The organism is Paractinoplanes polyasparticus, from assembly GCF_019710575.1.
In the GTDB taxonomy this organism is placed as follows: Bacteria; Actinomycetota; Actinomycetes; order Mycobacteriales; family Micromonosporaceae; genus Actinoplanes; species Actinoplanes polyasparticus.
The window spans coordinates 50,878-70,409 of the sequence record NZ_JAHWFK010000064.1 but is presented as its reverse complement, the minus strand read 5'-3'; the positions used below and the strand labels follow the sequence as shown (position 1 = coordinate 70,409).

General features: G+C 70.6%; 17 protein-coding genes. 14 read left to right on the top strand and 3 right to left on the bottom strand.

All coding sequences use genetic code 11. The features are described 5' to 3' along the window. The coding region (locus KXC43_RS46250) for a thioesterase domain-containing protein (RefSeq protein WP_221382656.1) at positions 1–1,947 on the top strand (1,947 nt) is incomplete at its 5' end. Between the two features lie 108 nt (positions 1,948–2,055). On the opposite strand, the gene KXC43_RS46245 is transcribed toward KXC43_RS46250, so the two are convergent. After that, entirely contained in the window at positions 2,056–2,991 is a 936-nt protein-coding gene (locus tag KXC43_RS46245) for a TauD/TfdA family dioxygenase (RefSeq protein WP_255645983.1), read from the bottom strand. Between the two features lie 226 nt (positions 2,992–3,217). Here KXC43_RS46245 and KXC43_RS46240 point away from each other — a divergent pair, with 226 nt between their 5' ends. The 10 genes from KXC43_RS46240 to KXC43_RS46195 all read left to right on the top strand — a co-directional run bounded on the left by KXC43_RS46240 (position 3,218) and on the right by KXC43_RS46195 (position 12,629). Then, positions 3,218–3,607: a GntR family transcriptional regulator gene (locus tag KXC43_RS46240; RefSeq protein WP_221382655.1), complete on the top strand. Its 390-nt coding sequence runs from the start codon at positions 3,218–3,220 to the stop codon at positions 3,605–3,607. After that, positions 3,604–4,476, top strand: coding sequence for an ABC transporter ATP-binding protein (locus KXC43_RS46235; protein WP_221382654.1), 873 nt, complete (start codon positions 3,604–3,606; stop codon positions 4,474–4,476). Before KXC43_RS46240 ends, KXC43_RS46235 begins: the two co-directional genes overlap by 4 nt. After that, positions 4,473–5,492 carry an ABC-2 membrane transporter-related protein gene (locus tag KXC43_RS46230; protein WP_221382653.1) on the top strand — a complete coding sequence of 340 codons (1,020 nt, stop codon included), beginning with the start codon at positions 4,473–4,475 and terminating at the stop codon, positions 5,490–5,492. Before KXC43_RS46235 ends, KXC43_RS46230 begins: the two co-directional genes overlap by 4 nt. 167 nt (positions 5,493–5,659) lie before the next feature. Beyond that, positions 5,660–6,175, top strand: coding sequence for a hypothetical protein (locus tag KXC43_RS46225; protein WP_221382652.1), 516 nt, complete (start codon positions 5,660–5,662; stop codon positions 6,173–6,175). Beyond that, positions 6,175–6,702 carry a hypothetical protein gene (locus KXC43_RS46220; protein WP_221382651.1) on the top strand — a complete coding sequence of 176 codons (528 nt, stop codon included), beginning with the start codon at positions 6,175–6,177 and terminating at the stop codon, positions 6,700–6,702. The genes KXC43_RS46225 and KXC43_RS46220 overlap by 1 nt, the downstream gene beginning before the upstream one ends. Before the next feature lie 13 nt (positions 6,703–6,715). Beyond that, complete coding sequence (locus KXC43_RS46215) at positions 6,716–7,771, top strand: efflux RND transporter periplasmic adaptor subunit (RefSeq protein ID WP_221382650.1); 1,056 nt, start codon at positions 6,716–6,718, stop codon at positions 7,769–7,771. Further along, positions 7,768–8,439: an ABC transporter ATP-binding protein gene (locus KXC43_RS46210; RefSeq protein ID WP_221382649.1), complete on the top strand. Its 672-nt coding sequence runs from the start codon at positions 7,768–7,770 to the stop codon at positions 8,437–8,439. Before KXC43_RS46215 ends, KXC43_RS46210 begins: the two co-directional genes overlap by 4 nt. Then, entirely contained in the window at positions 8,440–9,654 is a 1,215-nt protein-coding gene (locus tag KXC43_RS46205) for an ABC transporter permease (protein ID WP_221382648.1), read from the top strand. Between the two features lie 217 nt (positions 9,655–9,871). Next, complete coding sequence (locus KXC43_RS46200; protein ID WP_308129569.1) at positions 9,872–10,672, top strand: alpha/beta fold hydrolase; 801 nt, start codon at positions 9,872–9,874, stop codon at positions 10,670–10,672. Between the two features lie 40 nt (positions 10,673–10,712). Beyond that, positions 10,713–12,629, top strand: a complete 1,917-nt coding sequence (locus KXC43_RS46195) for an ABC transporter ATP-binding protein (RefSeq protein WP_255645997.1) — start codon at positions 10,713–10,715, stop codon at positions 12,627–12,629. A gap of 110 nt (positions 12,630–12,739) precedes the next feature. On the opposite strand, the gene KXC43_RS46190 is transcribed toward KXC43_RS46195, so the two are convergent. Beyond that, on the bottom strand, positions 12,740–13,852 hold the full coding sequence (locus tag KXC43_RS46190; protein WP_221382646.1) for an alpha-hydroxy acid oxidase: 1,113 nt from the start codon (positions 13,850–13,852) through the stop codon (positions 12,740–12,742). Positions 13,853–14,201: 349 nt separating this feature from the next. Here KXC43_RS46190 and KXC43_RS46185 point away from each other — a divergent pair, with 349 nt between their 5' ends. From KXC43_RS46185 to KXC43_RS46175, 3 genes are all read left to right on the top strand, one after another. Then, positions 14,202–15,203: a ParB/RepB/Spo0J family partition protein gene (locus KXC43_RS46185; RefSeq protein ID WP_255645982.1), complete on the top strand. Its 1,002-nt coding sequence runs from the start codon at positions 14,202–14,204 to the stop codon at positions 15,201–15,203. A gap of 37 nt (positions 15,204–15,240) precedes the next feature. After that, complete coding sequence (gene aroF, locus KXC43_RS46180) at positions 15,241–16,296, top strand: 3-deoxy-7-phosphoheptulonate synthase (RefSeq protein WP_221382644.1); 1,056 nt, start codon at positions 15,241–15,243, stop codon at positions 16,294–16,296. 481 nt (positions 16,297–16,777) lie between these two features. Continuing rightward, positions 16,778–17,770: a ParB N-terminal domain-containing protein gene (locus KXC43_RS46175; protein WP_221382643.1), complete on the top strand. Its 993-nt coding sequence runs from the start codon at positions 16,778–16,780 to the stop codon at positions 17,768–17,770. Positions 17,771–17,844: 74 nt separating this feature from the next. Here the strand turns inward: KXC43_RS46175 and KXC43_RS46170 are convergent, their stop codons facing one another. Beyond that, the gene (locus tag KXC43_RS46170; RefSeq protein WP_221382642.1) at positions 17,845–19,434 is read right to left on the bottom strand and encodes an MBL fold metallo-hydrolase; all 1,590 of its coding nucleotides are present in this window, start codon (positions 19,432–19,434) and stop codon (positions 17,845–17,847) included. Positions 19,435–19,532 lie beyond the last annotated feature (98 nt).

Sequence of the window (19,532 nt, the reverse complement as noted above, 5' to 3'; positions counted from 1 at the left end):
GCGGCGGGGATCCGGCTGCGGGCGGCGCTGAGCGCCTCGTTCTCGTTCGACACCTCCCTGGAAGGCGTGCTGCTGCTCGGTGACGGTCACGAGCTGCATGTGCTCGACGACGAGGTGCGGATGGACCCGCGCGCCTTCGTCGACTACGTGGCCGAGCGCGGCATCGACTTCCTCGATCTGACGCCTTCGTACGCGCAGCAGCTGTTCCCGGCCGGCCTGCTCACCGACGAACGGCACCGCCCGCGGGTGGTGGCACTGGGCGGCGAGGCGGCCGAGGGGCCGTTGTGGCGCGAGCTGGCCGACGCGGCCGACACGATCGGGTTCAACCTCTACGGGCCGACCGAGTGCACTGTGGACGCTCTGTGGGCCCGGGTGGACGGTGCCGATCCGCTGGTCGGGCGTCCGCTGCGCAACACCCGGGCGTACGTGCTGGGTGAGGGTCTGCAGCCGGCGCCGGTCGGCGTGACCGGTGAGCTGTACCTCGCGGGTGTCGGTCTGGCCCGGGGATACACAGGCCGTTCCGGGCTGACGGGGGAGCGTTTCGTGGCCTGCCCGTTCGGCGCCGGTGAGCGGATGTACCGCACCGGCGACCTGGCCCGGTGGACCGCGGACGGCCAGTTGGTCTATGCCGGCCGGGTTGACGAGCAGGTGAAGGTGCGCGGGTTCCGGGTCGAGCCGGGCGAGGTCGAGCAGGTGCTGCTCGGCCAGCCCGGGGTGCTCCAAGCCGCGGTGATCGCCCGGGACGACCGGCTGATCGCATACGTCGTCGGCGACGTGGCGGGGGAGCGACTGCGGGAACTAGCGGCGTCGCGGCTGCCGGACTACATGGTGCCGTCGGCGTTCGTGGGGCTGCCGGAGCTGCCGTTGACGTCCAACGGCAAGCTCGACCGCAAGGCGCTGCCCGCACCGGACTTCGGCGGCGGGACCGGCCGGCTCACCTCCGCCACGGCCCTCGAGAAGCTGGTGGCCGAGGTCTTCGCCGGCGTGCTCGGCCTGCCCGAGGTCGGTCTCGACGACGACTTCTTCGCGCTCGGCGGCCACTCGCTGCTGGTCGCCACGCTGGTCTCCCGGCTGGGTGCGCGCGGCGTCTCGATCGCCGTGCGGAACGTCTTCGCCGCACCCACCGTGGCCGGGCTGATCAACCAGCTGGGTGTCTCGTCGGTCGCGAACTCGCTGGACGTGGTGCTGCCGATCCGGGACCACGGCACCGGCACGCCGATCTTCTGGGTGCACCCGGCCGGCGGGATGAGCTGGTGCTACATGCCGCTCGCGCGGTTCGTCCCGGACGACGTGCCGCTCTACGGGCTGCAGTCACCGGGCCTGGACGGCGCCGGCCCGCTACCGCGGACGCTGGAGGAGATGGCAGCCGGCTACGTCGAGCAGATCCGCGCCCGGCAACCCGAGGGCCCGTACCGGCTGGCCGGCTTCTCCTACGGCGGGCTACCGGTGCACGAGATGGCCGTCCAGCTGCGGGCGGCGGGTGAGCAGGTCGCGGTGGTCGTCCTGGACACGTTCCCGGACGACAAGCGCCGGGTGGGCGACGACGAGCCGGTCCCGGCGGCCGAGCGCGACCGGCCACGCCGGGAACGGGACCTCGACGAGCTGAAGGGCCAGTTCCACGAGGTGATGGGGGAGGCCTTCGGCGGTGCCGAGGCGTTCGGCGGCGTCTCCGACGAGGAGATCACCCGGCTCGCGACCGTCTACCGGAACAACGAGACCCTCGGCCGCCGGTTCGTGCCCAAGGTGCTCGACGGCGACATGCTTCTGGTGGTCTCGGACGTGGCACCGCCGAACGCCCCGCGCACCGGCGCCCACCTCTGGGAGCGGTACGTGGACGGCGAGATCACCGAGGTGCGGCTGCCGTGCAGCCACGCGGACCTGATCCGGCCCGAGATGCTGGGCCAGGTCTGGGCCGCGATGTCGGCCTGGCTGGACGGCCGGGAGTAGCAGAGGAGGAGCCCCCGCCGGCCGGGCCGGGGGCTCCGACGGCCGGGGACACAGAAATGCCGGACGGGCCCTCGTGCGGCGCCGCCCGGCAGTCCGGTGCGATGGTGCTCAGTCCGACATGGCCACCAGCACGCGGCGGGAACCCTCGAACGGGCGGCGGCCGTGCGCGACGAGGATGTTGTCGATCAGCATCAGGTCGCCCGGCCGCCACGGTACGTCGACGGCCAGCTCCAGCCCGCGGTTCTGGATGTGCTCGATGTAGCTGTCCGGGATCGGCGAGCCGTCGGCGAAGGTGGCGTGCTGGGGGAACTCGTCGGGCTCGAGGATGTCGGAGAGCGCGGAGGCCATCCGGTCGCCGAGCCCGGCCGGGTGGAACTGGTCGGCCTGGTTGAACCAGACCTCGGTGCCGGTGATCGGGTGCTGCATGGTGCCGGGGCGGAACTGGATGATCCGGATGCCCTCCGGACCCCATTCCCATTCCGACTCGGTGCCCTCGAGGAACCGCTCGACCTCGGCCCGGTCGTCGGTCTCGAAGGTGTCCATCCAGCTTTTCCCGAAGCCGAACCCGTCGTGCAGGTTCTGCACGTAGCGCACGCCGCCGGCGAACGCCTCCCGGACCTCGGCGTCGAGGGAGGCCAGCCACAGTTCGCCGTCCAGCACCGGGGTGGCGCCGCCGCTCGCCGGGGCGATCTCGCAGAAGAAGACGAGCCGCTTCGGCCAGCGGTGGGCGTAGCTCATCTCGTTGTGCATGGAGATGGTGAACTCTTGCGGGTATTCGGTAGAGGTGTAGAGGTTGCCACCGACCTTGGTGCGGGGCGAGTTGCCGTGCACGTAGGGCAGGCGGTTCGGCACCGCCTGCTCGAGCACGGGCCCGATGCTTTCCGGCGTCACGCCGAAACCGCGGAAGACCACCGCCTTCCGTTCGGCGAGCAGCTTGGTCAATTCGTCCTGGCCCAGCCCGGCGAGCCAGCCGACGATGTCGGTGGTGCCGATGCTCTCGCTGGTGATCTCGTGCGGCAGCCAAGTGCCGGCCATGGCGTTCATCGATGCCTCCGGATGCGGGCGATGCATGGCGGGCGGCGGGCGCCCGAACGCTCAATCTCACCGCAACACCGGGTGCGGTCAATGCCGTACGCGTTCAGCGTGCGGGCCCGGCCGAGTCGCTGTTCAACTGGGTCGCCGCGTCGGTTGCACACTCCTTGACGGCGAGGTTGCGGCCGTCATCGGCGGCTCCTATTGTACTAGGAAGCTAGTAGATGGAGGTGGTGACGTGATCGAGTTCCATCTCGACGCGCGGTCCGGGGTGGCTCCCTACATGCAGCTCATCCAGCAGGTGCGCCACGCGCTGCGGCTCGGCGTGCTGAAGGAGGGCGACAAGCTGCCTACCGTCCGCGAGGTGGTGGCCCGGGTCGCGATCAACCCCAACACGGTGTCCAAGGCCTATCGCGAGCTGGAGTACGAGGGCCTCGTCACGGCCCGGCCGGGGCTGGGCACCTTCGTCACCCGCACACTGGGCGGCGACTCGCTGGCCCAGCACGAGCCGTTGCGCAAGGATCTGCAGCGGTGGCTGTCCGAGGCGCGCGCCGCCGGCCTTGACGACGAAAGCATCGAGGCACTCTTCCTCAGTGCCTTTCGATCGTTTTCGGAGGCGAGAGGATGACTGAGGCGCTCTCCGCGGAGGGTCTCACCAAGCGGTACGGCCGGCGGGCCGCACTGTCCGACTGCAGCCTGGCTGTTCCGGCCGGCCGGGTCGTCGGCCTGGTCGGGCCGAACGGCGCCGGCAAGTCCACGCTGCTGCAACTGGCGTGCGGGCTGCTCGATCCCACGTCGGGCCGCATCGAGGTGCTCGGCGAGCGACCGGTCAGCGGCTCGCCCCGGGTGGGCTTCGTCGCTCAGGACACCCCGGTCTACGCCGGCCTCACGGTGGCCGAGCACCTGCGGATGGGCGCCCATGTCAACCCGTCGTGGGATGCGGAGTTCGCCGAGCGGCGGATCGCGCAGACCGGGCTCGACCCGGCACAGCGGGCGGGCAAGCTCTCCGGCGGCCAGCGCGCCCAGCTGGCCCTGACCGTCGCCGCGGCCAAGCAGCCCGACCTGTTGCTGCTCGACGAGCCGGTGGCCTCCCTCGACCCGCTGGCCCGGCGCACCTTCCTGCGCGGGCTGATGGAGCTCACCGCCGACCGCGGCACGAGCGTCGTGATGTCGTCGCACCTGGTCGCCGACCTCGAGCGTGTCTGCGACTACCTGATCGTGCTGGTCGCCTCCCAGGTCCGGGTCGCCGGCGAGGTGGACGACCTGCTCGCCGGCCACCACCGCCTGGTCGGGCGCCGGCGGGACCCGGCCGGGCTGGGCGCCGGCATCGCCGTGGTGGAGCAGAGCCACACCGAGGTGCAGTCGACGCTGATCGTGCGCAGCACGGCGCCGATCGACGACCCGTCCTGGCAGGTCGACCGGCTCGATCTGGAAGACATCGTGCTGGCCTACATGAGTGAGAGCGCCCCCCAGTGGGTGCTGGAGGGACAGCGTTGATCTGGCTCACCTGGCGGCAGTTCCGGGCCCCGCTGCTGAGCGTCGCCGCCGTCCTGCTGGTACTCGTCGCCGCCCTCGCGTTCACCTGGGCCCGGGTGTCCGACCTGGCCGGCAGCACCGGCTTCACCGGCTGCCGGGCGGCCGCCTGCGAGACCGCCGCACAGTCCTTCCTGGCCGCGGTGTCGTCCGAGACGGCGGGCTGGCTCTACTACGTGGCCATCGGTGTGGTGCTCGCCCTGCCCGTCCTGCTGGGCATCTTCTGGGGCGCGCCGCTGGCGGCCCGCGAGCTCGAGACCGGCACCTACCGGTTGATCTTCACTCAGTCGGTCAGCCGGCGCCGGTGGCTGCTGGTGAAGCTGCTGATCGGCGGTGGCGCCGCGGCGCTCTGCACCGGTCTGGTCAGCCTGGTGCTGACCGGGTGGGCGGCGGTGATCGACGAGGCCGAGGGCAACCGGATCAACCCGTTGATCTTCATGGCCCGGGGGATCGTGCCGATCGCCTTCGCGGCGCTGGCCTTCGTGGTCGGTGTCACCGCGGGCCTGCTGCTGCGGCGCACGGTGGCCGCGATGGCGGTGACACTGCTCGTGGTCGCCGCGCTGCAGGTCGCCGTGCCGCTGGTGTTGCCGCGCCTGCTGGCCCAGCCGGTCACCAGCGTGGCCGCGCTGGATCTGAACGCCCCGTTCGGCCTCAGCGTCGACCTGTCGACCAAGGAGGCTCACGTCGACATCGACGCCGACATGCCCGACGCCTGGATCCTGTCGGCCACCGTGGTGACCTCGAGCGGAGCCGAGTTCCGGGCCCGGGCCGACCCGGCGTGCCTGCCGTCCGAGGACATGGGTGGTTTTTCCGAGGCTTGCCGCACGTGGCTGGCGGCGCAGAATCTCCGCCAGAAGGTCACGTACGTGCCCGGGTCCCGGTTCTGGGCTCTGCAGTGGCGCGAGTTCGGCGTGCTGATCGCGGTCACGCTCGGCCTGTCCTGGTTCGCCCTGTGGTGGATCCGGCGCCGACTCACCTGATCCACAGTGCATTCCGGCGGCGGCGGCGGTCCTTGAACAGGGCCGCCGCCGCTTTTTCGGGTTGCTGTCCGTGGCCGGGGTTGCCGCCGCTTGCACGAGAACACTAATGTACTAGGCACCTAGTAAAAGCAAGCGCCGCAAGGGCGGACGGCTCGAGGAGGACGACGATGAGAAAAGCGATGATCCTGGCGACGGGACTGCTGCTCGCCGGGGCGGTCACGGGTTGCGCGAAGGGTGCCGAGAACGATCCGGCCGTGGCCACCGGAGACGGCGCGGGCGCATCCGTGTCGTCCAGCTTCGACCCGGCGAAATACTCCAAGTGCATGCGCGACAACGGGATGGACTGGTTCCCCGAGGTCACCGGCACCAATACGAATGTCGACATCCCCGACGACGTCGACCGCGGCAAGCTGAACACGGCGATGGAGGCGTGCCGCAAATACGCGCCGACCGGCGCCGCCGGCCCGGCCGCGGTGTCGAACGCCGACAATCAGGCGAAGCTGCTGCAGTACGCGAAGTGCATGCGGTCCAACGGGGTGCCCGACTTCCCGGACCCCAAGGCGGACGGCACCGGCCCCGGCCTCGACAAGTCCAGCGGCATCGACATCACCTCCCCGACGTTCGAGGCAGCCGAGAAGGCGTGCCGCAACGTCCTTCCGGAGGCCGAGGAAGAGAACAACTGATGAGGCGGACGGCGATCCTCGGCGTGCTGCTGCTGCCGCTCGCCGTGGCCCTGGCCGGATGCGGCCGGACAGCACACAGCCGTCCGTCGCCGGCCGCCGGCTCCGCGAGCGGCCGGCCGGTCGCCTCCGCGGCTGCCGGCGCCGACCAGGACGCGCTGCTGAAGTTCGCCCACTGCATGCGCGAGCACGGGATGACCTGGTTCCCGGTCCCGTCCGGGCCGGGCGAGGAGCAGCCGGTCGACCTCCCGCCCGACGTCTCGGCGGAGAGCTTCGAGGCCGCCCAGCAGGCGTGCCGCGAGTTCGCCCAAGAGATCGTGAAGGGCCCGGTGGCCAACGCCGCGAGCACCGGAAATCTGCGTCTGATGGCCCGGTGCATGCGGGAGAACGGGGTGGCCGGCTTCCCCGACCCGGACGCGGACGGTTCGCTAATGGTCGACGCCGACAAGTTGAGCGTGAAGACGGACAGCCCGGTTTTCCAGGCCGCGGAAAAGGCCTGCCGGCAATACCAGGCAGAAGAGACCCGGTAGGAGGTATGACCCGATGAACAGGAAATGGACCACCGCCGGGATCGCCGCGGTGCTCGTCGCGGCCGGTGCGGGCGGGTACGTGTACCTGGCCAACTGGTCCGGCGGCGACAACGACGCCCAGGCGAGCAGCAATCTGCCGGCGGCCACCGCGGAGGTCACGAAGCAGACGCTTGTCGACACGGAGTCCCACGACGGCTCCCTCGCCTACGCAAACACGACGACGATCAAGACGAAACTGAACGGCACGGTGACCGCGCTGGCCGCGGCTGGTTCCACGGTCAAGCGAGGCCAGAAGCTCTACAGGATCGACAACAAGCCGGTGGTCCTGCTCTACGGACCGTTGCCCGCCTATCGGGAACTGGCGTCCGGTGCGAAGGGCGCCGACGTCAAGCAGTTCGAGAAGAACCTGTGGGCGCTGGGCTACCGCGGCTTCACGGTCGACAGCCGGTACACCGCGTCCACCGCCACCGCGGTCAAGGAATGGCAGATCGACCTCGGCCTCACCAAGACCGGCACGGTCGAGCTGGGCCGGACGGTCTACGCCACCGGCGCCGTCCGGGTCGACTCGCTCTCGGCCAACCTGGACGATGTCGTCGGGCCGGGCGCCGGGGTGTTGCAGGTCAGCAGCCTGGGCCGGGTGGCGGCGGTCGAGCTGGACATCGCCGACCAGCGGCTGGCCCGGAAGGGTGCGCCGGTTGAGGTGACGATGCCCGACGGCAGCGAGGTCAAGGGCCGGATCACCGAGGTCCGCACCACCGTCGAGGAGGCCCAGGACGAGAGCGAGCAGGACACGACGAAGATCGATGTGACGATCGGCTTCGCACAGACCCCGGCCGGCCTGGACGAGGCCGCGGTGACCGTCGACTTCGTCGCCTCCCAGGTCAAGAACGTGCTGACGGTCCCGGTCAACGCCCTTCTGGCGCTGTCCGAGGGCGGATACGGCGTCCAGGTCGTCGAGGGCGGCGCCACCAGGATCGTCACGGTCGAGACCGGCCTGTTCGCCGACGGCCGGGTCGAGGTCTCCGGCAACGGCCTCGCCGAGGGCTTGAAGGTCGGTGTCCCGGGATGACCGACGACCACGGCCCCGTGATCGAGTTGAACCAGGTCACCAAGAAATACCCGGGCGGCGTGACCGCGCTGCACGGCGTCGACCTGCGCGTCGAGCACGGCGAGCTGATCTCGATTGTCGGACCGTCCGGCTCCGGCAAGTCGACGATGCTGAACATGATCGGCACGCTGGACCGGCCCACCTCCGGCACCATCCGGATCGACGGGTACGACGTGGCCTCCCTCTCCGACCGCGAGCTGTCGGCGCTGCGGGCCCGCCGGATCGGCTTCGTCTTCCAGCAGTTCCACCTGGCCGCGGGGCGCAACGCGGTGACCAACGTGGCTGACGGGCTGCTCTATGCCGGGGTGTCCAAGCGGGACCGCGAGCAGAGGGCCGAGGCCGCGCTGGTCCGGGTCGGCCTGGGCAGCCGGCTGGGGCATCGGCCGCACCAGCTCTCCGGCGGTGAGCGGCAGCGGGTCGCGGTGGCCCGGGCGGTCGCCGGGGACCCGGCCGTGCTGCTTGCCGACGAACCGACCGGCAACCTCGACTCGGTCTCCGGCGCCGGCGTGATGGAGCTGCTGCGCGAGCTGAACGCCGCCGGCACCACCGTGCTGGTGATCACCCACGACCACGAGATCGCCGACTCCCTGCCCCGGCAGGTGCCGATGCGCGACGGGCAGGTGGTCTAGATGGTCCAGGTCACCCCGATCCGCCGTGCTCCGGTCTCGCTGGTACCGGCCCGCCTGAGCGCCTCCGACCTGCTTCGGCTGGGCGGCTTCGGCCTGCGCTCGCGGCCGCTGCGGGTGGTGCTCTCGGCTCTGGGCATCGCGATCGGCATCGCCGCGATGGTCGCCGTGGTCGGCATCTCCTCGTCGAGCCAAGCAAACCTGGAGCGCGCGCTCGCCGCGATGGGCTCCAACATGCTCTCGATCACTCCGGGCGACACCATGTTCGGCGACGCCGCGACGCTGCCCGACGGCGCGGTGGGCATGATCGAGCGGATCGCCCCGGTCACCGCGGCGAGCGCCACCGGCGCGGTGCCGGGCAAGTCGGTCTACCGCTCGGAGAAGATCCCCAAGGGCCAGTCCGGCGGTCTGTCGCTGATGGCCGCGCAACTCGACCTGCCCGAGACGGTCGGGGCCGGCCTCGCCCGGGGCACGTGGATCAACGCTGCGACCGAGCGCTATCCGACCGTGGTGCTCGGCGCGGAGGCAGCCAAGACACTCGGCGACGTCCCGACCGTCTACATCGACGGCCGGCGTTACGAGGTGGTCGGCGTGCTCGACGATGTGGCCCTGGCCCCCGAGCTCGACACGGCCGTCCTGATCGGCTGGCCGGCGGCCAAGAGCTATCTGGGCTTCGACGGGCATGCCACGACGATCTACACCCGCTCGGTGGAATCGCAGGTCGAAAACGTCCGGGCGGTCCTCGCGGCCACCACCAACCCGGAAAGCCCCGAGGCGGTGAAGGTGACGATCCCGTCGCCCATCCTCAAGGCGAAGCAGGCCACCAAGCAGTCGTTCAACTCGTTGCTGCTCGGCCTGGGTGCGGTGGCGCTGCTGGTCGGCGGCATCGGCGTGGCCAACACGATGGTCATCTCGGTGCTCGAACGCCGGGCCGAGATCGGGCTGCGCCGTTCCCTGGGCGCCACCCGCGGTCAGATCCGCACCCAGTTCGTCACCGAGTCGCTGCTGCTGTCGCTGATCGGCGGCACCGGCGGGGTGCTGGTCGGGTTCGCGGTGACCGCGATCTACGCCACCACGCAGGACTGGCCCACCGTGGTGCCACTCTGGGCGGTCGGTGGCGGCGTCGGCGCGACACTTCTCATCGGCGCCGTCGCCGGCCTCTACCCGGCGATCCGGGCCGCCCGGCTGGCGCCCACCGAGGCCCTCGCCACCCCGTGAGGAAACGGCCGGCGCCGGGTCACCACCCGGCGCCGGCCGCCTCGCATTCCCCTGTGCCGTACGGGGTCCGGCCGTCCAACCACGCACGCGAGGCAGATGGACGTCCCCTCCGGCCGCGCACACAATGGCCTGACACTGAATCGTCCGGGCCGTGCTCCGAGCTCACCAACGCGTAGGGCGATATCGACGACCCGAGGCATTCCACCGGAGGAAACTCGTGCCCTATCTGGACACCAATGGCATCCGGCTGTCGTACGAGCGCACCGGCCACGGCGACGACGTTCTCCTGATCATGGGACAGAACGCGGCCGGGCACGTCTGGAACATGCATCAGACGCCGGCGTTGCGCCGGGCCGGCTACCGCACCACCACGTTCAACAACCGGGGCATCCCGCCCTCCGCGGCCCCGCCCGGCCGTTACACGCTCGAGGACATGGTGGCCGACACCCGTGGGCTGATCGAGGCCCTCGGCCTGGGGTCGTGCCGGATAGTGGGCACCTCGCTCGGCGCGATGATCGCCGAGGAACTGGCGATCCAGAGCCCCGACCTGGTGCGCTGTGCGGTGCTGATCGCGACCCGGCCGCGGGCCGACGCCCTGCGCGTGGCCCAGATCCGGGCCGACGAGGCCCTGGCGGAGCAGGGCATCCGGCTCCCGGCCGCCTACCGCGCGGTCGACACGGCGCAGAAGATGCTGTCGCCGGCGACGCTGCGGGACGACGTCACCACCCGGTCCTGGCTCGAGATCCTCGAGCTCTCGTCCGAGGCGAGCAGTGCTGACGGTCAGGCCGGGGTCGACACCCTGGAGGACCGCCGGCCGGCCATGAGCAAGATTCAGGCGCCGTGCCGGGTCATCGGGTTCACCGACGACGGCATCGCGCCGCCACACCTGGCCGCCGAGACCGCCGAGGCCATTCCGGACTGCGACTACGTGGAGATCCCGCACTGCGGGCACCTCGGCTATCTGGAACGGCCCGACGAGGTCAACACCGCGATCATCGAGTTTCTCGACAAGCACTGACCCGGACGCCAACCGCGAACTGAAGGAATCTCACGTGGCTATGATGGGCGGCCCGGGTATGGGCCCGACACGGATCAGAGCCGGACAGGACATCAAGGGCCACCAGGTGCGCCCGGGCACGTTGCGGCGCGTCGTGCCGTACGCCCGCCGCTATCGCGGTCGCCTGGCCATCCTGGTGGCGCTGACCGTCGTGCACGCCGGCCTCGCCGCGGTGACGCCGCTGATGCTGAAATACCTCATCGACGACGGCATCACGCCCCGGCGGCAGGACGTCGTGCTCGCCCTGGCCGGGCTGATCGTCGGCGCGACGCTGATCGACGCGATCGCCATGTACTCACAGACCTGGGTGTCCAACCGGGTGGGGCAGGGCCTGCTCTACGACCTGCGCACCACCGTCTTCACCCACGTGCAGCGGCAGTCGCTGACATTCTTCAGCCGGGCCGAGACCGGTGCGCTGATCAGCCGGCTCAACTCCGACGTGATCGGCGCCCAGCAGGCGGTGACCACCCTGCTCTCGCAGACCATCTCGACGCTGCTCACCCTCGTGCTCGTGCTCGGGACGATGTTCTATCTGTCCTGGCAGCTGACCGTGGTCACGCTGGTGCTGATCCCGCTGTTCCTGCTGCCGTCCAAGGTGATCGGCCGGCGGCTGCAGCGGATGACCCGCGAGCGGATGACCGTGGAGGCCGAGATGGCCTCGATGATGGGCGAGCGGTTCAACGTCGCCGGGGCGATGCTCACCAAGCTGTACGGGCGGCCGGGGCGCGAGACCGACAAGTTCTCCGGCCGGGCGGCGGCGGTGCGCGACATCTCCACCACGCTGATGGCGTACGGGACCCTGCTCCCGCTCTCGCTGGCCGTACTCACCGGGCTCGTGACCGCGGTGGTGTACGGCGGCGGCGGCCTGCTGGCCATCGACGGCGCGCTCGAGGTCGGCACGATCGTGGCGATGATGGGCCTGCTGGCCCGGGTCTTCGGTCCGATCAACCAGCTGGCCAACATGCACGTGAACGTGATGACCGCGCTCGTCAGCTTCGACCGGCTCTTCGAGGTGCTCGACCTCGAGCCGCTCGTGCGGGAGAAGCCGGGCGCCCGGGCGCTGGAGCGCGGCCCGGCCGGGGCGCCCGCTCCGGACATCGAGTTCGACGGGGTCAGCTTCCGCTATCCGAACGCCGAGGACGTGTCGCTGAAGTCCCTCGAGTCGATCGCCCGCAAGGGCCCGGAGAGGCGCAACGACGCCTGGGTGCTGCAGGGTGTGTCGTTCCGCGTCCCGGCGGGCCGGATGACTGCGCTCGTCGGACCGTCCGGGGCCGGCAAGACCACCATCACCCAGCTGGTGCCGCGCCTGTACGACGCCACCGAGGGAACCGTACGCATCGGCGGCGAGGACGTCCGGGATCTGACCCTCGACTCGGTGCTCGACACCGTCGGAATGGTCACCCAGGACGCCCACCTGTTCCACGACACGCTGCGCGCCAACCTGCTCTACGCCAAGGACGACGCCTCCGAGCAGGAGCTGATCGAGGCCTGCGAGGCCGCCCGGATCTGGGACGTCGTCTCGGCGTTGCCGGACGGCCTGGACACCGTGGTCGGCGACCGTGGCCACCGGCTCTCCGGTGGTGAGAAGCAGCGGGTCGCGCTGGCCCGGCTGCTGCTCAAGTCGCCTCCGGTGGTGGTGCTGGACGAGGCCACGGCCCACCTCGACTCCGAGTCCGAGGCGGCCATCCAGCGGGCCCTGCGTACCGCGCTGAGCGGCCGGACCTCGCTGGTCATCGCGCACCGCCTCTCGACGATCCGGGAGGCACACCAGATCCTGGTGGTCGACGGGGGCCGGATCCGGGAGAGCGGCACGCACGACGAACTGCTGGCGGCCGACGGCCTCTATGCGGACCTGTACCGCATCCAGTACGGCCGGGAGGACGGCGCCAACGGCCGGGCCGTGGAGCTGCACCACTGAACTTCGCACGCACCAGCTGAAAGAGCGGACCACCCGGCTGGGGGTGGTCCGCTCTCTCGTGCGGCGTCCCGTCCAACCGGAGAAAACTGACGGTTGGACGGGACGCGGGTTCAGGCCGGTCGCCGGACGACGCGCAGCCGGCCGGCCGCCGCGACATCCGGGCAGCCGGCGAGCCCCAGGGCGTCGTGCAGCTCGGCCTTGAACATGTGCAGCACGCGGCGGGCGCCCCGTTCGCCGCCGGCGGCCAGCCCCCAGATCAGTGGCCGCCCGAGCAGGACCCCGGAGGCGCCCAGGGCGAGCGCGCGCAGCACGTCCGTGCCGTTGCGGACGCCGCTGTCGAGCAGGATCTCGCATTCGCCGCGCACCGCGGCGGCGACACCGGGCAGGGCGTCGATGCTGGGCAGAGCGCCGTCGAGCTGGCGGCCGCCATGGTTGGACACCACGATCGCGTCCACGCCGTGGTCGACCGCCAGCCGCGCGTCCTCCGGCGCGAGGATCCCCTTCACCACCAGTGGGAGCCGGGTGTGCTCACGCAGCCGGTCGAGGATGGACCAGGTGAGGGCGGGGGAGAACTCCTGGCTGGTGTGTGCGGCGACCGCGGAGCCGTCGACGGCCGGCTGATGTGCGGCCGCGGTGGTCTCGATGTTCGCGGTGCGCACGTGGGCCGGCAACGCGAACCTGTTGCGGATGTCGCGAAGCCGCCGCCCCATCCACGGCACGTCGACGGTCACCACGATCGCCTCGCAGCCCGCGTCCTCGGCCCGCCGCACCAGATTCAGCGTGGTGGCCTCGTCGCGCAGCCAGTAGAGCTGAAGCCAGACCCGCCCGCCGGCCTCGGTGATCTGCTCGAGCGGCACACTGCTGAGGGTGCTGACCACGTAAGGGATCCCGGCCGTCTTCGCGGCACGGGCGGTGGCCGCTTCGCCTTCCGGATGGATCAGCCGCTGGTAGGCCACCGGCGCGGCGGCGACCGGCATCTCGGCCGGCCCGCCCAGCATCGTGCAGCGGGTGCTGCCGGCGGAGACGTCCTGCAGCACCCGGGGTACGACGAACACGCTGTCCAGGGCGGCCCGGTTGGCCGAGAGCGTCGCCTCGGCGCCGCTCCCGCCGGCGACGAAATCCCACACCTCGGCGGGCAGGAGCGCGGCGGCGGCCCGTTCGAAATCGGCCGTCGTGATTGGTTCAGCGTTGCGGTTCACGCGGCCTCGTTCTTTCGGTGTCATTTTCGGGACATTCGGTCGAATCTTTGTCCGGAGGTCCGGTCATCGGTGGATAAGGCATCGTTTTCTCCCGTGTGCAGGTCGGCCTCGTGGGGACTGTATTGCCTGATCAGGGGGGCCGGTGAAAGTGCCGATGGACAGATCCGACAGATCGTGGGCGACCGCTGTCCGACTGCTCAAGCGATTTCCGAACCATTTCCTGCAGGCCGGTGCGCCGATGTCGAATGACCGACCGAGATGGACAGTCGGACACCATCGAATCGGTTACGGATCGTGCCTAGTATCAGTTCGCCCGGCTGGTTCCAGCGCCGGGTCGTGGTATTTGGTGAACTGTGGTACGGGGGAGTTTGCCTTGCGAGAACTCATCAATCAGAATGCATTCCGGGTCCTGGCCCCGGTGCCGGACGAGGAGCCCTTCCTCGATCACCAGCCGGGGCGGCCGGTCGGTGACGGCGGCACCGAATGGCTGCCGGTCGCCGCACTGCGTCCGGCCGATTCGCCGCGGCGGGCCGGCGAGGACTTCGGGCACATCGAGATGCTGGCCTCGATCGAGGACCGGCTGCCGCCGATCCTGGTGCACCGGGGCAGCATGCGCGTCATCGACGGCATGCACCGCCTGCGCGCCGCCAAGCTGCGCGGCGACGACCTCATCGAGGTCTGCTGGTTCGACGGCACCGACCAGGAGGCCTTCGTCCTGGCGGTCACCGCCAACACGACACACGGCCTGCCGCTGTCGCTGGCCGACCGCACGCTGGCCACCGAGCGCATCATCGCCTCGCAGCCGACCTGGTCGGACCGGGCCATCGCGGCGGCGGCCGGGCTGGGCGCGCGCACGGTCGGCAACATCCGCCGCCGCATCCAGGACGAAGCCGGCATGGAGCCGGTCAGCGCACGCACCGGCCGGGACGGCCGGGTGCGGCCGGTGGACAACAGCGTGGGACGGCTGCGCGCCTCCGCGCTCATCAAGCAACGTCCCGAGGCGTCGCTGCGCGAGATCGCCCGCGAGGTCGGCGTCTCCCCGTCGACGGTCCGGGACGTGCGCCTGCGCCTCGAACGCGGCGAGGACCCCCTGCCGCAGATCCGGCAGCGCCGGGAGCGGCCGGCCGGGCGTGAGTCGATCCCGCTGATGCTGCAGGGGCTGCAGAGCGATCCGTCGCTGCGGTTCACCGAGTCGGGCCGAACGGTGCTGCGCTGGATACACACCCGCGCGATCCGAGCCGAGGAGTGGGCCGAGGTCGAGCACAAGGTGCCCGCGCACTGCGCCTACATCCTGGCCGACGTGGCCCGCTCGTGCGCCGACGAGTGGCTCCAGATAGCCGAGGGGCTCGAGCAGCGCGACACCCGCCCGGCCTGAGAAGAAACCACGAGCCCTTGCCGAAGGAGAGACTGTCATGGTCGTTGTGATGACGCCGGGTGCGACCCCGGCGGATGTGGAGGCGGTCGTCGGGCTGGTCCGGTCGGCGGGTGGACAGGCGTTCGTCAGCCGCGGGCTGTCCCGCACGATCGTCGGCCTGGTCGGCGACGTGACCGACTTCGAGGCCCTCAACCTGGGCAGCCTGCCCGGCGTGCTGCAGGTGATCCGGGTGTCGGTGCCGTTCAAGCTGGTCAGCCGCGAGCACCACGCCACCCGCTCGGTGATCCGGGTCGGCGGCGTGCCGATCGGACCGGACACGCTGACCGTGATTGCCGGCCCCTGCGCGGTGGAGTCGCCCGAACAGACCCTCGAGGCGGCGCGGATGGCCAAGTCGGCCGGCGCCTCGATGCTGCGGGGCGGCGCGTTCAAGCCGCGGACGTCCCCCTATTCCTATCAGGGACTGGGGGAACAGGGCCTGCGCATCCTGGCCGACGTGCGGGCCGAGACCGGGCTGCCGGTGGTCACCGAGGTCATCGATCCGTCCAGCGTGGACATGGTCGCCTCCTACGCCGACATGCTGCAGGTCGGCGCGCGCAACATGCAGAACTTCGCCCTGTTGCAGGCGGTCGGCTCGGCGGGCAAGCCGGTCCTGCTCAAGCGCGGCTTCAGCGCGACCATCGAGGAGTGGCTCAGCGCCGCCGAATACATCGCCCAGCGCGGAAACCTGGACATCGTGCTGTGCGAGCGCGGCATCCGGACGTTCGAGACCGCCACCCGCAACACCCTGGACATCAGCGCGGTTCCGGTGGCCCAGCGGCTCTCCCACCTGCCGGTGATCGTGGATCCGTCGCATTCCGGCGGCCGGCGCGACCTGGTGCTGCCGCTGACCCGCGCGGCGATCGCGGTGGGCGCGGACGGCCTGCTCATCGACGTGCACCCGGAGCCCAAGGAGGCGCTCTGCGACGGTGACCAGGCGCTGGCCGAGGCCGACATCCGTGAGATCGCCGACGTGCTGGCCGCCATGACCCCACTCATGGGCCGCATGCTCGCCCTCCCCGCGGAGGAGCTGGGCCGGATCGTCGCCGGTGTCTGACCCGGCGAAACCGGCAAACTTTCCATTCCCGGCTAGGGGTTAGGGGTCCGGCCGGCCTCATGGTCAGGGGATGCCATCGTCATAACTGAATGTTATGTTCCGGATGCGATGACCTGAACGACGCCCGGCGCGCGAGATCAGCGATCGATGCGCGCCGTTGGCGTCGGCAACTTCGAGCATGGGGGAGAAGAGTCATGGTCCCTGGCTGATCGACCGGTGTCCACACCCGGAATGAATGCGACCCGTCATCCACCGCCGTCATCGGAGTCGGCGGTCGATTCGTGTCCGCATGCGGAATGCCGCAATCGCCAGCTGAGGCCGATCTGCTCTGTGTGAGCCGCATTCGTGGCGCCGGCGGGCCGGGACCGACGGTCCGGCCCGTCCGAGTCGTGCCCCGAGCGTGCTCCACCAGGAGTGCCGGCCTGACACGTGCGCGCCCGAGTGCTGCCCGGCGCGCGCGTCAAGAGCCCGAGGAGCTCCGTTGACATCTGAAGAAGAGGACATCAACCAACAACCAGTCACCCTGCTGGAGATCAGCTCACTCGACCTGAGCGGATCACTCCGATCGGCCGGTGCCGACCCGGTGCACGTCGAGGTCATGATGCACGCGCAGAACGACCTGCCGCCGATCGTGGTGCACCGGTCGTCGATGCGCGTCATCGACGGCGCGCACCGGATCGAGGCCGCGCTGCGACGCGGCGAGACGACCATCGCCGGACGTTTCTTCGACGGTTCCGCCGACGAGGCGTTCGTGCTCTCGGTACGGCTCAATGTGTCGCACGGCCTGCCGCTCGCGCTGGCCGACCGCAAGCGTGCCGCGGAGCGCATCGCCGTGTCTCACCCGCACTGGTCGGATCGCCGGGTCGCCGCGGTGACCGGCATCTCGCCCGGCACGGTGGCCGACATCCGGCGCCGCGTCGCCGGCGCGGCCGCGCCCGAGGCCGGCCGGGTCGGCCAGGACGGCCGGGTGCGTCCGCTGGACAGCAGCGCGGGGCGCCTGCTGGCCGGCCGGTTGATGGCCGAGAACCCGGACCTGTCGCTCCGGCAGGTGGCCAAGGCCGCGGCGATCTCGCCGGAGACCGCCCGGGACGTTCGCAACCGGCTGCTCAGCGGCGCCGACGTGGTGCCGGCCCGGCGACCCCGGGGCTCGTCGCCGGCGAAGGGCGCGGCCCGCAGCGTCGAGCATCGGCCGCTGACCATCTTCCGGGCCGGCGACCAGCCGGAACCGGAGATCGACCGGTCCGTGATCGTCGGCCGGCTGATGAGCGATCCCGCCCTGCGCTACACCGAGACCGGGCGGAACCTGCTGCGCCTTCTGACGCTGCACACCCGCTGGACGGAGGAGTGGGACGCCATCGTCGACAACGTGCCGCCGCACTGCACCGACGTGGTGGCCGACCTGGCCCGTCAATTCGCCGACCAGTGGGCCCATTTCGCCACCCGGGTCGGCCCGGGACAGCGCGTCGCGGGCTGAACCCTCCGCACATAGACCGGCGGCCGGACCACCGATGCGGTGGTCCGGCCGCTGTCATTCGGCCGATCCGGTGCCTACCAGCGCCATTCGCGCTTGTTGTAGAGGTGCTCGGCGGTGATGCCGTTGCCGGAGCACCAGCCGAGGAACTCCTCGATCTGCTTGATCTGGTAGGTGTCCTCGTTGTAGGTCGTCGCCATGACGTGGCCCTGCCAGCTCTCCTCGCCCATGGCGTAGATGTAGCCCTCGTCCGCGCCGAGCTCGGTCATGATGGCGCCGGCCTGCTTGGCGTTGGATCCCGAGAGCTTGCGCGAGTCGCTCATCCGCTTGGTCACCGGGCGGGTCAGCAGGCCCTGGTAGAGCCAGGTGAGCGGGGCACCGTCGCACTCCATGCCGAGGAACGCCATGTCGACGTGGCCCAGGTGCTTGCGGACGTAGCGGTACAGCACCGGGTCGATGCCCGACGAGTCGGCGCCCACGTAGACGTTGGCCCCCGCGATCTGCACGAAGTAGGTCGACTTGGCGCGGATGTCCAGGTCGGAGTGCTCGCCCAGGAACGGTGTGGCCACCACCCGGCCGCCGGGGATCGGAATCTCGTCGAAGTCGTCGACCTCGACGACCCGGAAGCCCAGCGCCTTGAGGTAGAGCCCGATCGAGGGGTCGCACAGGTTGCCCCGCGACGAGCGCGGAACGACGACCGCGCCGATCCGGCTGCGCAGCTGGAACAGCGTCTCCAGCACGATGTGGTCCTGGTGGCCGTGCGTGATGAGCACGTAGTCGATGCGCTCCGGCAGGTCGTCGAGCGTGTAGCGGTCGCCGTGCCGGTTGTCGGCGCTGATGAAGGGGTCGGTGACGATGGTCGTCTCCGGCGACTGGATGACCAGGCAGGCGTGCCCGAAGTAGCGGACCCGGCCACCCGACTCGATGCTGCGGTCGGGCGAGAGGCTCGGCCGGTCGGTGAGCAGCGTGCGCAGCTGCACGGTCTGCGCGTCGTCGAGCTCGAGCGCCCCACGCAGGTGCCCCACCGTGGTGGGCGCGATCCGCGCCTTGAACAGCTCGTCGATGCCCGCGTGGGTGAACGGGATCTCCAGGTCCAGCACGTCCGGGTTCGGCAGTCGCGGCGTGCTCAGGATGAACGGCCGCTCGATGCCGGTCTCCAGTGACAGCTGGATCGACTGGCGGCTGACGTCGTAGTAGGGGCTGGTGTAGAGGACCGGCTCGAGCAGGTGCAGCGACGCCTGGTTGCCGGTGTCGTAGGCCAGCTCGACCAGCCCGTTGAGCGGCGACGGCAGCTTGGGGTAGAGCGGGGTGAGGTCGAAGCCGGTCGCGCTCTGCCGGAGCAGGTCGTCCGCGTCGGCGATCGCGTCCGCGAACGCCAGCATGTCGGCCCGGTCCCGCTTGATCGTGTCGAGCAGCGCCGCGATCTCCATGCTGCGCGCTTCCTCGACGTTGACGAAGTAGCCTCCGCGCAGCGCCGGATTGACGCTGGCCGCCACGTGCACCTGCGGATTCTGCAGATACGACTCCAGCAGCGGCACCTGGACCTTGGCCAGGTTCAGCGAGGCCGCCGCCGGCGACACGATGTGCATCCAGGCATAGAACCGGTCGACCAGCGGCTCGATGATCGCATTGGATCGCAGAAACACCGGCTCGTCACTGACACTCATGAACCCTCCAACCGAGAATGGTCACTCCGATCGACGGCAGAATTGTTTCCCGTCGTATCAGGAAGCGGGGAGTGCGTGGCTGCCACCGCGTTCCGGGA